The following is a 16,475-nucleotide window of genomic DNA, read 5'->3' on the forward strand; positions in this document are numbered from 1 at the left end:
ATTTCCAAATAAGAGGAGTTAGAAAATGGATCAGGATCGGACATTAGGCATGTAATAGTGCAGCCCATACATGGAAATGATCTCATGGGTAGCAGTTAATAAAACTCCTCCCTTAGGAATAGAAGAATTCCCTGAAGCATTCCCCTGCTCATCAACGTAGATAGCATCTTCCGGACCTTCAACAAGGCACATTGGCATATAAATCTCACTTTTTTCATAGTGCAGTTTACGAACCTGCATTAGGGCATCCAGGTTATGTTCACTTTTCATCTTAAGATCTGGCTGCTCTTTTTCGGAAATAAATATTCCCTTCAAGGAGGAATCGTCTGCCTTTGAGGTCCTGTGAATGGGGATTTGTAAATACCTGGCATAGCCCATCTTCCCAACCACATAAGGAAACTTGCCATATCCGGGTGGGAAATCACTTTTTTTCTTTGTATTGTTTTCATTAAATTCTTTCATCTTGATCTTTTTATGATTACGTAAATGTTTGCAGTTCTATTATCCATCAAAGCCTTACGGGAAGCTTTATTTTTACTACATATCCAAATACCTAAACAACCGTGGAAATTTCTCTCGGTTAATATTCTTTTCAAAAAGCGAATTCTTGATATTGATTTTATATTTGGCGGGAAATACCTTTTATGATCTGATTTATACTGTTATTTTATATGTCTTCTGGTTGTAAAAGTTCTGTATCAAGAACAAAACTTTCCCCATCTTCGAAATCATAGAGGCCACTAATATTCGGGCTTCCTAGTATGGTAATATCGAATTCATCATAATTTGTATCTAATGTCATTTGAAAATGCTCAATGCATTCAATGGTATGATTTCCTTTAACCAAATATTTATTAATGGTTTCTAAAATTTCAGTTAGTACAAGATTTCGAATTCTTTCATCAACTTGTTCCAAGGAAACTTCCTTGTTTTTATGTTCATTTTCTTTAATTTCAAATCTTTTGATTTTTAGGTTTTTTAGGTTAAAATCTGGTCCCTCTATTTCTATATGAGCATTTTCAAATTGCAACTCCAATTCTTCATCCAGAATCGAACCCAGAGCATCATATATTATTATTTCCTTCGCATATTTTTTTTCTGTCTCATTATACTCAAAATTTTCTACCGCCTCAATTGAAAAATCCTCTGCATTAGTAAATACTAAATGTATTTCCGAGGGAGCACTTCTTGTTTCTTGTAGCCATTGAGAAAAGATATTAGATAAATGTTCATCTAAATCTGAATAATAAAAATTAAATGATGGCGTAAGTTCAGAGCTCCATTCGGAAGTAAATGAAACTTTTAATATCCCCAGGACATCCTCTTTGCACAAGTAATTGATAAGGTCTTTTGAATTCTCAAATTTGATAATAGCCATAGTCTTAATTTTCTTTTATTTATTATTAATAGATCTTACCTTGAATGGTAACCGTCTTTTCTGTAATTTTTACAGAGGAAACTAGAATTAAATATAATTACGAATCATCCTCTTCTATTTCAATAGTACCAATCGGGCCTGACCCTTTCTTCTGCCCACCACAATTGCATTTTGCTGAAAATATTCCCCCAACTTTACCGCATCTGTTTCAGAAATCCCCAGGATCAGGAGACTTTTTTCGGGATTCCAGGAGGGGTCTAATCCCACACCTTCACCTTCCAAAAAAGGATATTCATTCAATTTATCTTTTAAAAGGCAATGGCGTTCTTCATTTTCTTCATCGGGCAGTAATTCTGAAAAAGGATTGTAAGCTGTAACATAGGCCCAACAAGATTGATGATGGTTTTTTAATAAAATATCTAATTGAGGATTTTGTTGACCTATCTTTATACTTATAGGAGGTTCGAAGATATTATAAGATGTATGGTAATAGGCATTTATTAATTCTTGTTTCATAGTCTTTTTGTTATTATTTACAACGTTCAATTGCTTATAATCTAATGCTGATCTTGTCTTTATAGAGCTTTCATTTCTCTCTTCTTTTTCAAAAGATCATTTATCGGAATCTCATAGAGCGTGTTATGCACTGATACAGTAAACTGTAATTTATCCAGATCATAGTTGATAATCCTCAGCTCTCCTAACTTACAATCGGGATAGCACTTTCGCAGGTATGCCTTTAGAATTAACATCAATCGGTTCTCCGGAATCTCTCCCAGACGAACCAGTTTTTTATTGTCAAGTACTACACAATATTTTAGGGAAAAAGTTTTTTCTCCAGAGATTGATGAGGTATCAATGCCACGCTTTTCAAGTTGTTTCCTAAGAGCCCGGATGATTGATGCCCTACCCATTCCCCAATATTTTATTCCAACCTGCTTATTAAGTTTGCTCACAAGTTCAATATCAGTAAGGCTTTCAAATATTCCGTAATAACCCTCGTACTGCAATTGAGAATTGACAAGTCCAGTTTCAAAAGGGGCAATATCTTTTGCTGTTCTGTAAACAACTTTCCTGATTGTATTCACACTTGGAATTCCAGGAATCCAATTTATTTCAATTGGATTGGCATGATTCATTAAAAGGTGCTCATTCCTAATATAATATCCTCGATTTTTAAATTCTTCCAGAACTTCTCGCTGTATTATTTCCGATTCAAGCGAGTTAATATTGATGTGATTATTATAATAGATACATAAGCCTATATCTGAAAGTAAGCGTATATCTTCATCTTCAGGGTTTTCATAATTTCTTTTTATTCTTTTTTTTAAAGGATTACGGATATCCCGGAACATTTTAAGCTCTCTTTCCAGGGAAATCGGCAGTCTATCTAACTCAAGACCTAAGCTTCTTCTGCTTATATCTAAAAGACGGTAAAGCTCCAGAATTTTTTCTGATTGAGATATGCCTAAAAAGCTTATCCAGTCAAGGCTCCTTTCTTTATAACATTCTATTAAGAAGGAACTATAAGCATGCGAGGTTACTTCATGGTACACTTTTGCCAAGGATTCTCCTCTGTATAGGATATCTAATTGTTCCAGGTAGTTCCAAATTTCATACAGATAGAATTTAGGGATTTTATCCTGAGGTTTAATGTCTTCATTTTCAGTTATATTGTAAACTTTCGGGTTCCCTTGTTTCAAAAAATGCTCATCACTTTTGATTTCGAAAGTCTTAACTCTTTTACCATTAGTTATTCTGATAAACCTTAATACAAATTGGCATCCTGAAAGTTGAGATTTACTTAAGACTGCTATTTCATGCCCTTCCAGACTTTCCATTGGAATATTAGATGGGTATGTTTCAAATTGTGTTTCCACAGACAAAGCCAATCTTTCTTCTTCTTTATTACAAAAGTCCTGCAAATCAACTTCTTCTATTAGACCAGATGGAAATCGAAAATTAGGATATCCCCCTGCCAACATTTTAAATTTTAGATATCTCATGAGAAATAATTTGTTTTAACTTTCCTTTTTTAAAGCCGCCTATCATCCCAAACTTTAGGTCGTCCTATTCACCTCCTTTTATTTTTCCAATGAGTTCTTCCAAACTCTTTTGGTTGGAACCTTTAATCCTCTTAGCTTGAGAAAATGTAGTGTTTGAGGTGCCAGTTTATTTAAGTTTAAAGCTTCATTAGAATAGTCTTGAACATATTTCGGGATTAATTCATAAATTTTTCCTGCTTCTTTTCTTTCTTTAGAAGCTGGATGTGTGGATATAATTACAAAATGGTATTCTTTAACAAGGCTGTTAAGAAATTTGCAGAAATGATCAGGTTTAAGCATAAGATAGTATTGATGTTAATAAAACATCATTACGCAGGAGCTTACAAAAATACTGGAAGTAACATTTTATTTCCTTTGATAAGGCTCATTGTTAAAGCACCGTTGCTTGTTATCGCTGGTTGCTATCTCTATTAAGAGATTCGTAATGATTCTCAAATATATAAAAAGTTATTTTTTCTGGCAAAAATCAGGCGGTTTTATTGCTTCTTAATTATTAATAACTTATTCAGCTAAATATTAGAATCACTTAGCCTTTATTTTCCATGAATATTATAAAATCTAAAACCTTTAGAGCAGTAGCCACTTTTGGGTTGAAAAGAGGATACCGCGAGGAATTGATCCCTTTAAGGGAATTCAAGTTGAAATTGGTGGCTGCCCAGGCACAGGTTCATAAGGAATTAGACATTCAGTTGAGCACAAAAATTTCTCATTGCGATATTGTGTTTTCAGGACAGGACGAGCCTTCTATTGAAATAAGCTTTATTCAGTATCCAAAATTTCCCAAAAAAGAATCTGTACTACGAGAAGGGATTTTAAAGCTTGTAGAAATTTTGATGAAATCTCTGGATCAGAATCGGGTGGTTATTGTTTTTGACGATAAAACCTATATGTTAGAAGAGAATTCAGAAAACCTGGATCCGGGAATTAATTTTTGAAAAAGGAAATTTGCCATTTAATTAGAACGTAAATGGAAGAAACAGAGAAGATATTGTACAGGGAAGATCCCTCAGAGGAATTCCAAAGGTATGTCTACATAGGATCCGCCTATCCTGAAGATATGAACAATTCTCATCCGCAATTCGAAAGTTTTAAAGACTGGCAGGAGTTGGTGGACAGTGATGAATATGCAGAGAATCTGGTAAATCTCTTTTTTTGTGAATATATATTTTATCAGGATCCCGAATCATTTGAAGATTATTTCGGAGCCGAATTTCATAAAATCTATAAGGAAAAACATGAAGAGATAATAGCTTCGGGATGGTTCCGGGGACTAGATACACCTGTTTTCTCAGGGCTTGATTTAAGAGATAGAGAAATAGAAGAATCTACTTACTTCGAAAATGGGGAGTATAAGAGGAGAATATTTACAGAGGGTTCAGAAGTAGAAATTTTGAGGGAAAAGTATGGCTTTAGTACAGGATAGTATGTGTTGGAAGAAGAATACCCGCAATTACTTGAAGATATAAAGGAACTTCGGAAGATTTTTAAAAGCTAAGTAATATCATATTCTGCTACACTTCTTTTTTTGGAAACTAAAGTAAAATTTTCGACATATATGGCTACAATAAAGTTTGAAAATGCGGAAGATCTTATTAACTTTTTATGCAGGAAAGATGTATTGGGTAAACTGGAAATCGATTTTGAACCCGATTTTGGTACATTGGTCCCTCACATATACTTAAAATATTATCCCGAATTGCAGGAGCATTTGCAATATGTTTTTGGACTATGGACCTCTAGCATCTCGCCACCTGCATCAGCTTTTACGTTGGTCATATATAGTGCAGATGATTTCGAATTCGAAACTTTTGAAGATGAAGAGATTTATGTTTATAAATTATATAATTTTAAAGAAGATGAAGGGTTTGAATTGGACACGAACAAATTAAAGCCAGAATACAATTAATAGCAGGAACTAAAATCAAGATAACTCAAAAAATTCGAAAACATTAATTTTAAAAAATATGGCAATTATAAAATTTGAAAACACTCACGATCTCATAGATTACCTTTGTCAGAAGGAGGTCTTAGGTGAATTAAAAGTCAAATTTTGGTTGGGGAATGGATGGGAGTCAGAATTTAACTTTGATTATCCGGATTTGGAGAAGCATCTTAATCTCCAGTTATTTATTCATTTTTTGGACTGTATCTGGATGGTCAATAAAGTGGAAGTAGATTTTGAAAGTGTAGAGGACTACAGTACCTACGGGGAGTGGAGTGGTATGGAAATGGAAGATAAATCCTATATTGAACAAATCCTCTCTTTTATCAGAGAATCAGTAGAAGAAGCTACTCCTATAAACGATGTATATACCCACATCGATATTGAAGAAAATGGAGATAGCTATAAATTAAGCAATATTGAGGTTAAACGCTTTGAAATTTTTCAGTGGGATGATGGCCAAAAATCAATTCCCATTGATCAGGAATTGAGGCTAGAGCATTTTCTTTTACTTTAATTTCCTGATCACTATTGGAATCTAAATTTAGGTTGAGACCTTGTAAATTTTCTTTCATTTAATCATCCGTTTACCTCTCCACATCTACATTAAAAATCGGAAATAAATCACTTACCATTTTATCCTCAATGTAAAATCGATTAATAGCATTGTTTGAATCATCTGTATCGGGCAGGGAAAGCCAACTGATGGCAACATGATTTTTAATATACCCAACAGAATGATCTTGAAAAATTCTTTCAAGTCCAATTCTTAACTGGCTTACCGTATTCGGTTTTTTCTCAAACGAGAAAGGTGCTGCGGTTTTACAGTTATTTTCAGCATCTACCCAGATATCTTTAACCGTGTACCGCAAATGATTAGATATACGATTTTTTAGATTAGTGGATTTACCAACATACAGGCATATTTTATTATCACAAGTTGCTGCCCGCAGCCAGTCCTGACAGATCTTCACAGTAATTAAATCATCCCGGTTGACAGGACCTTTTAATTTATAGGGCTGTTTATCAATTGCCTCCGAAAGATTAGTCGTATCGCCAACCCACCAAAAAACGTAAACTCCTGCTGCGCCATTCAAGGAGGAAAAGGTTTTCCTCTCTACTCCCTCTATTAATTCTTTAACTAAAACATAATTTTTTAATTTAAGATCATTTACCGAGCTATTAATAATATCAAGATCGAATGTTGCGGCTCCAGTCATTTAAACTATATTAATTTATTGTTTTTGATTTTTTATAAACGTCACCTCACAACTCTTGCACAACCTTTTCTCCTGCACATACTCGTTTATATCAAACCATCCTCCTGTTCGTTGCCAAATATCCAAGCCACGGCCTAAAATTATTTTCCAACCATTATCCATTTCTATGTAACGGTCATGTATGAAGTCGTCAAATTCATAAGTGAGAATTATCCCCATACTTTCTACGGAAAGAGCCATATTCTTAAAGGCATCCTGATTGTTTTCTAAATACTCTTCATCACAAGTGGTTACGAGATGAACTTTAATTTCTGTCTCAGGATTTTTGTTATCAACAAGAAGCTTAATAAACTCCATGAAATTTCTTAGTTGATGAAGCATCCTGATATAAGGATCCATTAATTTAATTTCAGAAGCACCTATAAGGTAGGCTCCGAAGAGATTTTCATAGGAAATCCCAGATTGATTATCTCTGATAATTTTCTGCTTGGGTTCCAGCTCTAATTTTCCGGATTCCCCTTCCTTATCAGCGGGAATTTCTTTACTTTCCTCTGAATTGGTTTTCTTTTCTTTAATAAGGGTCTCTCCAAAATCTAATATTTCTAGAGTTTCAATTTCAACTTTTTTACCTGAGCTTTTAATCGTATAGCTAAAATCAACTCCTTCGAAAGTTTCATCCATTTTCTGAAGCTGTTGCTTTACCCTTTTTCTACTTTCAATTGCCAGGTCAAGCAGTTCTTTTGCTTCCTCCTCCTTCATTTCTACACTGGGATAAATGATTTTAGCCATACCTGAAAAAGTTTTAGCAATAGATGTTTTATCCCTTGTTGTTATGGAATCAGATAATTCAAAATACTGAGTATATTCATGAGTTCTGTCTTCACGTCTTAAATCTCTTAGAATTTCAGCCAGGTAATCTACTATAAAACCATAATTGGAAGTAAACATTTCATTTCTTAGTTTCTGGATCTCCCATCCAGGTATATAGGCATGAATTCGATCCAAAAAAGCTGAATCATAATAGTCTTTAGGTAAAGCATCAAAAAGATCACTGTGCTTAAGCATATAAGCTACCGAATGATCTGTATTTCCTACAAAAACCATTGAAGCAGAAGCACCATATACTTCGGTTCCCCGAGAAAAAGATTTATTGGCCATATAGTTTTTCATGATATCCACAAGGCCTCTATCTGATCGCTTGGTTTTACCTGCAAATTCATCATAGGCCACAACATCCCAATAGCCTACAAGGCCAATATCTCCCGTGCTATTATTTACGAAAAGTTTTGCCTTAGACACCTCTCCTCCGGAAATTAATATCCCATGCGGGGATAACTCCGAATAGATATGAGATTTACCTGTTCCTTTAGGACCCAATTCTATCAGATTATAATTGTTTTCTACAAAAGGAATTAGTCGGATCAACTGAAGCAACTTGGTTCTTAAAGTAAATTCGCTTGGGTTTAATCCAATAGACTGCATTAATAAGTCGATCCATTCTTCTTTTGAAAATTTAGCACGTTCTTCTTTGAATTCCCTTACATCTACATTTGAAATTTGTATCGGCTTTAAAGTTTCTATCAGCCATGGAATATGATCTCTCTCATCAGACGGGAAATAAGCCAGGGTTAATATGCACCACACCCCACTGGAAAGAAGTTTCTGATGCTCCTTAATAATCCCGTCAGATATTGGGATTTGTTTTAACCCAAGGTTCGCAAAACTGGCTTCATATCTATCTCTTCTATCATTAAGCTTTACTGATACTTTATCAATAATTCTATGAGATCCTTTTTCCCTGATCGTAGATTTGATTATTTGAGCCTCGTCCCGGTGCACGAAATGTTTCGAAATAATATTCTTTACTGTTTCTACTCCCTGATTGATAGTTTCTTCATCATCTGTCGCACAATATTGTCCTAATAAATACTCAAGAACATATGTTGGAACAATCGCATTTCCCTTCACCAGTTTAGTGAGGTCCTTACGAACCACTTTTCCTCCAAAACTTTGATTAAGCTTTTGATCCAGTTCTTCCATTTCTTATTGTTTTAATCGAAATCGCTTGAAAAGGTAATATTCAGGGTATAGTAAAAATCTTTATATTTTTTCCATTTGTTCGTACCTTCCAGCGGTTCCTCTAAAATCAGTCTTATCCTTTGATTTTTATATTTTCCACTTGCTTTTTTACTTAAATGAAACTGATACTTAACTTCCCTTTGTCTTTCGCTTCCTTCTTCGATATCAAAATTGAAAGTAAACTGATCACTTAAAATTTCTCCATCTTCTGCATACAATCCAGCTCTGATCTGCCTTGATAATATTTTCTCACCTACTAATTCCTGCTGAATAAATGAAACAGGTAAAATATTGGTTGTGATGCGATCGGTAGATTTAATAATATCAATATTCACCTGACTCACGGTATCAGTCCGCTTCCTTACCGCTGTTTTCAATAATGGAACTATAACTTCCTGGGGAGACGCTCCTCCATGTATAAATCGACTTCCCGCCCCTTTGATTCTAAGTCTGTTGATAGATTTTGGGATTAAAACCTCCAAACCGTCATTATTCAAATTTAGTTCTGAGGTCGTGAATTTCTTTGTATTCTTATCTCCTGTAAGATTTTGGCCTATCACAAACCTTCTGTTTTCCTTCCACAAATCGCCCTCATACTCAGATAAACTGAAATCACTTTCATCCAGATTCTGATTTTGATAGATAAATCCATGATCGGCTGTTATAAATACATTGGTACCATTTAAACCGGATATTTTACGTAAAATATCCTTGATATAAATTAACTCGTCAGCTACAGCTTCAAAAACCTTCCCTTCACTGGTTTTATCATCACCAGTTTTATCTATTCGATTATGATAGATATATATTAGATCATGATTCTTCACAAACTCTCTTCCTTCACCACCAGATTTAGTCTTCATTTTCATTAAATCTTCTGCCAAAATTGCGGTGGCACGAACCCCAGAATTTGATTGCAGAATTTTAGAACGACCCTTTAAACCTGATGCCGGCATTTCATCTACTAATAAACTATCCCCACCTTCCTTAACCTTCAGACTAGAATGAGGAAGTAAAGAGGCCATTCCTAATTGGGTATAGGAAGGTAAACTGCTTAACATGAACTCTAAATTAGACTCAAAACGATTTTCTGAAACTATCATTTCATGTAGTTCGACCCCGCATTCAAAGCGCAAAGCATCTGAAATAATTACAAATAGCTTTTGATTCTTATCCAGGAGAGGCTTTACATGGGTTTTAAAAAATCCTTGTTGACTATAAAGTCTATTAGTGGGCCAGACTTCTATACCATCAATTATTTTTTGCCAGTTGTCATTAAAAGGCAATAACCAGGAATTGTTGTAGATCCTTTCTACCTTCTCAGCTAATTCATGCAGGACATTATTATTTTTGGAAAGGCGGTAATTCCGGATAAATTTTCTGTAGGCATAATCAACCTGATAAAATTTAGTTGTGTATTCCTTTATTCCATTTTCAAAACTACTAAACTGGTGAGTCTTATATTTTTTAACCAGGTCTATTAATTGTGCTCCCGACTCAATTGTATTATAGAACTCAGAATATTTTGGATACCAGAATTTATTCTCCCGCCTTTTTATATAGGCTGCGACCTTTTCATAATTAAGATTTTCCGCAATCAACTGAGAAACCAGTTCATGTATTATTCTTTGGTCGGTTAATTTGAAAATATCATCTGAGATTATTTCATCTAATTGTGCCGAGTTCAACTTTTCCTCAACCTGGATATCGACAGCTATTCTTTCTGAGATTTCTCCAAAATAATCCCGATATGGAATTGTGTTCTTCCAGGTACTTAAAATCAACCTGGATTCTATATTCAAATTTTGTTTCTCCCCCAGGACGAAATTATGTTGGAAAAGATCTAAAAGAAAATCATAGATCGAAGGATTATCAGAGTGATAATTATAAATCTTTCCAATCTCGCTCCAGAAGAAGTTATTCATATTGAAGCGATTTAAAAGCTTATCAAAATCTTTTGACTTATTAATTACTTGGGAGGCGTATGCCTGAACAAATTGATCAAGGTTGGTTGTATCTGTATTAAAAAGGACGGATAACATTTTACATCGAATCTCATGCTGTTCATCATCCTTAGTGATCAAAACCTTAAGTTTCTGCTTTCGTTCCCTAGATTTGAAAAATTCTATATGCTCTGCTATCAATTCTTTCAAGAAATAATCAAGGCCTAATTCCTGAAGAAACATCGCTTCCTGATCTGTATGGAAAATATGATTAGCCAATTCTAAATCTAATAACCAGTTATCTTCATTATTCGGTTTTTCAAACGGTAGATATAAAAGAAACTTACTAGAATTCGCCTCCTTCAAGACTTTATACTTGACTTCGAATTCATTTCCACTTACTTCAAGTTTTTCCACCTGCACTATATCCAGACGTTCAAAAATTTCAGAAAACTCTTTTTTCCCATCATACCAGAAAATAACCCGATGATCGTGGAATCTTGTTTGTAAGGCTTCTTTTATTTTCTCCATAATTACTTCTTAGATAAAAATTACACTCAAAATGGTAATAACAATTAGAGCCCAGGTGACGTAATTCCTATTCATTTGATCGGAATTTAATTTCTCAATTTTCTGGTTTAACTTTTCATTATTTTCCTGACTTAATTTCAGATTAGCATTTAATAAAGAATTGACCTCCTTTTGCTCTTTAACCAGTTCAATAAGCTTTTCATGATTTCTTTCTGCTCTGCCAATCACATCCTTATTCAAATCATCGATCTCGAGAAATTGTTTCTTGATTACTGCAGTTAAGGCTTTCTCAGACTCTGTCAATTTCGTCTGAATATCATTGAATTTAGAATCTAAGCCTTTTTCTGATACACTTTCTGAAAATTCCTGAAGAGTCTCTTTATAACCATTGATATTTTTTTTGACTTTTTCGAAATACTCTTCTTGTTGAGTTGCTAAACTTTCCGATTTGTCTAAGGTAGAATCAGCTATTTCACTAATCTTTTGAGATATCTCCGGCTCAATATTTTGAATACCCTCCTGGAAAGTAGATATTGATCTATCGCTTTTCTCTAAAAGAGTATTTAATTTTTCTTCAAAACTCCGGTGGCTTTTAATAAACGCATTATTATAAGAGTCGGACTCTTTCAAAATACTTTGAAATAATTTATCTACTTTCCCGGTTAAATCAACGATAAGTGATGTTAGCTTTTCTCCACTTTGAGTAACATCAACTACCTGTTTTCTTGCCGTGGATAATTTTTCCAGGTTTTTTTCAATGTCAACTAAAGCCTGGCTAATGGTTGTATTACTCATTGGAATTCAAATATTGGTTAGTTATAGTTTTTAATTTTTCAGAATGAATAATCAGATTTACTTCCGTTTTAAGCTCCTCCAAATAATTAAGTTCTAAATATTCTTCCAGAACTTTGTTATAATGCGCAAAAGTATTCCAGAAACTCTTACTGAAATCCATTCTTTCTCCCATTTCCAGAATACCCTCGTAATAATTTTGCTTTGCTTCATTTTCAAGGTTAGGGTTATTCCTAAATCCTAAATAAAATAAGGTGAATGCATTTAATAAGGATAGAGTTGGGTTATTATCGGTTAAAGATCGTTTTATAAGTCTTACAGCACCTTGCAAATGTTTCACATTATCAATAGGAGTTCCAACTCCTACGATCTCATCATCCACCACTCTTAAATATTTCCTTAGGATATCAGCATTAGAAACTTTACCGTAATCGGTATCCTCAGTTAACGAGTATGGCTCACCATTTTCGGCAACATAGTCGGTTTTAGCATATTTGGAGTTGAAATAGTAAAATATAAAATCCTTAAGATCTTCATTTCGTTCAATCCAGTTGTTATTTTCATTAACCCCTTCTATGCAGAAATTCCGCATATCATCAATGGCTCTTTTTCTTTTCTCAGATATCTTGTCGTAAACGAACTCAGTCAAATAGGCTAAACATCTTCTGATTTCATCTACTAAAGGATTATCAGATTCCTTTATTTCATAATCCAAGGCTTTATCTAACTCTTGTCTCGCTCTTTCTCGAGTATAATATCGTAACAGAAAATCATTTAAGCCTTCAAAGTATCCATAATCAGGTTTTCGGATTGCCTTAATTCTAAATTCAGATTCTCTATAATCTTGTGTAAAGTCTTCAACAAGACCTATGCAACACATTCGATATATAGCCTTGGAAATATCAGCACTATCTTCTTCAGTATATGGGACGTAAACAATTACTTCCTCATATTCTTCAACTTCAATTAAACGACTTAAGAATCCTTCTCTCTCTTCGCGATAGGCTCCATGCTCATTTGATCGCTCAACCTCTACCTCACTGCGGCTTAAAAGATTATGCATAAATGTTTTCTCAATGATATCTCCCTTAAAATTGGTATTAAAGAAGTACATCACTGTTTCATAATCGGCACTTAAATATTGCAGATGCTTTCTGTTTAAGGATAATCCATTTTCCGCCAATAGTTGAGCAAGGCTTTCTTCAGTATGCCAGCCTTTACTTTCTTGAGGAGATTTCCTAAGCTGGCAGTGTTGGTACGCTGAACAACTTGAATTACATTGATTAAAAGCAAACATTTTATTGTCCTTACTGCAATATAATTTTACAAGATCTTTGGAAGGCGTGGCTTCTTCTATAAATTCCTCAGGTATATTCAAGTTATAAAATTCCAAGATCCTGTCAAGGTGGTCGTTTTCGAACCATTTATTTTTTATTAATTGAACAGGATAGGTATTGTCTTTATAATCTCTTTTAAGTGTTTTTAATTTATAATCAGCTAATAATATTACAGATAAAGCCATCTTTCTATCTCTCCCCGCTCTTCCAGCTTCCTGTACAAAACTTTCCAGGGAGCTTGAATAGTTCATATTCACGGTGTACCTGACATTAGGTTTGTCGATTCCCATTCCAAAGGCCTTGGTTGCGACCATAAGTGGAAGCTTATTTTCTCGGAAAAGCTCCAGATTCTTCATGGAATTACCCGATTCATCACTACCTGAAAATGAACCTACATCTTCAATACTGCTTTTTAAGTTCCTGGTGTTCTTCTGCACTGAAACACCAGTACTTTTCACATGGGGACAAAAAATGATTCCAGCATCTTTATATTCCCCATTTCTTTGAAACATATTAGGCGTTAACTTTATAGATAAATCGTTTTCACGATTATCCTTGCTATTCTGTCTTTCAAAGAATCTCTCTTTAATATAGGAGGTGTTTTTTTCGGTCTGCAATAAATTAAGGTGATCAGGTATCTCTTGAAGATAATTTCTTAAAAAATCGCTTTTCGAATCATAAACTGACCATTTATTGCTGACATTCACTGCCCTTGGTAATGAAGCGTCCAAACTTCTATTTCTATCAAAATAAATATCCTCTTCAAATTTCACCCTTACCTTCTCCACCTTATACTGTAATTCTAAACGATTGGTATTCTCATACCGTACAATAGTTTCTGAATCCAGTAAAAATGAACCGTTACCAGACAATTCCCTTTCTACATCTGCCAGGACATCAAATGAAGCAGTAGCTGTTAAACCAAATAAGGAAATTTCGTCATCTTTGGCTCTTACGTAATTATACAGGTTACGTCCCAAGTGCAAATATGAAAACCTAAAGTCATGTCCCCATTCCGAGACACAATGCACTTCGTCAATTACCCCGTACGAGAAATATACGTTGTAGTCGTGCATATGTTTAAGCCGTTCCCTAAACTTCAGTATTGATAACCTCTCTGGAGATACAAAAACAAAAAGCAATTGGGAAGATTCCATTCTCCTCTCCCTTTTCTTTTTTTCCGAAGAGGAAACAGTACTGTTTATATAAGTACAACAATCTATCCCATTATTAATCAAACCATCATACTGATCTTTCATCAAGGAAATTAAAGGGTCAATCACCATGGTAATGCCTGGCTGTAGCATCGCTGCGATTTGATAGGTGAGAGATTTTCCTCCCCCGGTGGGTAATAAGCCTATAACAGGCAATTTCTTTAAAGCTCGATCTAATATTGGTAATTGGCCAGGTCTAAACGATTCCTTTCTAAAAAGGTAGTTTAAAAAGTAATTTAGGTAAGCTTTGTTTTCCTCAATATCAATGTATCCCTGATCTGTTTTCTCAACCAGGTCCTTATATTTAATAATACTTGAAGTATAAACCGTTCTATCTCTACTGGATTCACGAACAGATCTTAATTTAAAATAACAGTTATTAAAACACTTGTATTTACTTAATGCATTTTGATTAATCTGTGATAATTCCAGAATAGAAAAGTCAAGCACAAAATCATAGACCTTATTTAGGTGATGATCTTCTGCACCGTTACTTACCTTTGCATCTAAATGCAATGGAGATTCGTAAAAGGTATTATTACTAATAACTTCAAGATCTATTTCAGGTAAAATAATATCTGAATAATCCCTTGTCAATTGTGAAAGGTTATGGAATAGATTTCTAAAATCCTTTATCGCAATAGCTGAAAAAGGAACATCTTTTTCTTCAACAAGGATCGACCATCTTTCTTTTTTAAGATCAAGATTTCCAGTGATGATAGCCTCAATTAGCATTTTTTGAAATCTAGCTATAGCAATAGGAGAAAGTAATTCCTGAAGGTTTTCCAAGTTAACCTCGGTTAAATTTATCTCTTTTGAGACTAAGCCTTCCACTTGTTGGATTAGCCTTTCTAGGTCTAACTGATTATTAGACTTATATGATATTTCTCCCAGATTTATTTCCCTAACGCTAGTACCAAAGCTTTTAGAGAAAATATCTTCTATAAAATCACTTGCTTTGGTTGGTAAACCACGGGTAACAATATTGTTTAGAACTGCGAACAGTGGATGAACATCCTCATATACGCTTGCTCCTATATCAAAGGGAGCGGAAACGTCAAACTTACTTAAAAAGCCAGTATATTTCTGCTTTTCTTTATCCAGTAATTTCCTTCGCTCTCGATAAGAATCAAGTTCGATAGCTGCATGAAAATGGACGGATGGATAGTATTCTATAGGTATTAAGTGACCTTCTCGATCTGGCGATAATTTATATAATCTGCATTTATAGGTCCAATTGCCACCTTTGAAATTTGGATTATCTTTTTCATAAAGAAGTGGAACATCAAAGTAATTGTAGAAGGCATCGATCCTCTGGTTCATAGGATTTAATGGTCCTACACAAGCAATATAATTTTCTGAGTTAACATTCTCATCTACAATATTTGCCAAATGCTTTAGGTCAATTTCCGCAACATCCAGAATATTGGAAAATATATGAATGACTGGTAAACCTGAATTACTTCTAATACTATCAGCATATATAACTTCAAAATAGCTATTGATGGCGTGCACTTTATCGGAATCATCCAAATAAGCTTCTGCATGAGCAACAGCTCTTTCCAGAGTAATTTTTGCAGGCTCAATAAGAGTTACCTTATTCACCTTGTTTTTTATACCATTTTCATGTAAATAATCGAATAAGTTAACCGTTCCCAAAGCCTGACCGCAGCCCCAATCAATAACTTCGTAGCCATCTTTGAATAAATCTAGGGGTAATTCTTGAAATGCATCCCTCAGTTTAGCCTTGTGCATTTTACCAAAAGAGTACAGATATTGACAAAGATGTTCATGTGTCTCCAAGAGGGCTACCCCTCTTTTGAGCTCTGACCAAAGACGATCTCTTTCCGATTGCGATAAATGGGAAATGCTTTCCCAGGCTATTTCCCTGATTTTGTCAAATGACAAATCTTTTGTTTCTCTAATCTTCCGTAAATATTCCTCCACTTTAGTATGTTGGTTAGTGAATAACG

14 protein-coding genes and 1 riboswitch are annotated in these 16,475 nt (G+C 34.4%); of the genes, 4 read left to right on the top strand and 10 right to left on the bottom strand.

Translation table 11 applies throughout. The annotated features are described in order from the left end of the window. Positions 1-30: 30 nt before the first annotated feature. From C7S20_RS05490 to C7S20_RS05510, 5 genes are all read right to left on the bottom strand, one after another. Positions 31-462 (bottom strand): hypothetical protein, encoded by a 432-nt coding sequence (locus C7S20_RS05490; RefSeq protein ID WP_107011539.1) that lies wholly within the window; start codon positions 460-462, stop codon positions 31-33. 205 nt (positions 463-667) lie between these two features. After that, entirely contained in the window at positions 668-1,378 is a 711-nt protein-coding gene (locus tag C7S20_RS05495) for a hypothetical protein (protein ID WP_107011540.1), read from the bottom strand. A 114-nt stretch (positions 1,379-1,492) separates the two neighbouring features. Next, entirely contained in the window at positions 1,493-1,894 is a 402-nt protein-coding gene (locus C7S20_RS05500; protein WP_107011541.1) for a DUF3293 domain-containing protein, read from the bottom strand. Positions 1,895-1,953: 59 nt separating this feature from the next. Then, a complete protein-coding gene (locus C7S20_RS05505; RefSeq protein ID WP_159039876.1) occupies positions 1,954-3,384 on the bottom strand; it encodes a hypothetical protein in 1,431 nt (476 codons plus the stop codon). Positions 3,385-3,462: 78 nt separating this feature from the next. Next, positions 3,463-3,723: a hypothetical protein gene (locus C7S20_RS05510; protein WP_107011543.1), complete on the bottom strand. Its 261-nt coding sequence runs from the start codon at positions 3,721-3,723 to the stop codon at positions 3,463-3,465. 56 nt (positions 3,724-3,779) lie between these two features. Beyond that, positions 3,780-3,877, bottom strand: a riboswitch (SAM-I-IV-variant riboswitch). Positions 3,878-3,986: 109 nt separating this feature from the next. Between C7S20_RS05510 and C7S20_RS05515 the strand changes: the two genes are divergently transcribed. The 4 genes from C7S20_RS05515 (at position 3,987) to C7S20_RS05530 (ending at position 5,903) form a co-directional block, all read left to right on the top strand. Further along, positions 3,987-4,379: a hypothetical protein gene (locus C7S20_RS05515; protein WP_107011544.1), complete on the top strand. Its 393-nt coding sequence runs from the start codon at positions 3,987-3,989 to the stop codon at positions 4,377-4,379. Positions 4,380-4,411: 32 nt separating this feature from the next. Then, positions 4,412-4,867, top strand: coding sequence for a hypothetical protein (locus C7S20_RS05520; RefSeq protein ID WP_107011545.1), 456 nt, complete (start codon positions 4,412-4,414; stop codon positions 4,865-4,867). 132 nt (positions 4,868-4,999) lie between these two features. After that, positions 5,000-5,350 carry a hypothetical protein gene (locus C7S20_RS05525; protein ID WP_107011546.1) on the top strand — a complete coding sequence of 117 codons (351 nt, stop codon included), beginning with the start codon at positions 5,000-5,002 and terminating at the stop codon, positions 5,348-5,350. A gap of 58 nt (positions 5,351-5,408) precedes the next feature. Further along, positions 5,409-5,903 (top strand): hypothetical protein, encoded by a 495-nt coding sequence (locus C7S20_RS05530; RefSeq protein ID WP_107011547.1) that lies wholly within the window; start codon positions 5,409-5,411, stop codon positions 5,901-5,903. Positions 5,904-5,973: 70 nt separating this feature from the next. Here C7S20_RS05530 and C7S20_RS05535 read toward each other — a convergent pair whose 3' ends face one another. From C7S20_RS05535 to C7S20_RS05555, 5 genes are read right to left on the bottom strand one after another with little or no spacing between them, the layout of a single operon-like run. Next, entirely contained in the window at positions 5,974-6,606 is a 633-nt protein-coding gene (locus C7S20_RS05535; protein ID WP_107011548.1) for a GIY-YIG nuclease family protein, read from the bottom strand. A 15-nt stretch (positions 6,607-6,621) separates the two neighbouring features. Further along, a complete protein-coding gene (gene brxL, locus C7S20_RS05540; RefSeq protein WP_107011549.1) occupies positions 6,622-8,646 on the bottom strand; it encodes a BREX system Lon protease-like protein BrxL in 2,025 nt (674 codons plus the stop codon). An 11-nt stretch (positions 8,647-8,657) separates the two neighbouring features. Continuing rightward, entirely contained in the window at positions 8,658-11,159 is a 2,502-nt protein-coding gene (pglZ, locus tag C7S20_RS05545; protein WP_107011550.1) for a BREX-1 system phosphatase PglZ type A, read from the bottom strand. Between the two features lie 9 nt (positions 11,160-11,168). Continuing rightward, entirely contained in the window at positions 11,169-11,954 is a 786-nt protein-coding gene (locus tag C7S20_RS05550) for a hypothetical protein (RefSeq protein ID WP_107011551.1), read from the bottom strand. Beyond that, positions 11,947-16,449 carry a DEAD/DEAH box helicase gene (locus C7S20_RS05555; RefSeq protein ID WP_159039877.1) on the bottom strand — a complete coding sequence of 1,501 codons (4,503 nt, stop codon included), beginning with the start codon at positions 16,447-16,449 and terminating at the stop codon, positions 11,947-11,949. Before C7S20_RS05555 ends, C7S20_RS05550 begins: the two co-directional genes overlap by 8 nt. Between the last annotated feature and the right edge of the window lie 26 nt (positions 16,450-16,475).

It is taken from the genome of Christiangramia fulva, assembly GCF_003024155.1.
GTDB lineage: Bacteria > Bacteroidota > Bacteroidia > Flavobacteriales > Flavobacteriaceae > Christiangramia > Christiangramia fulva.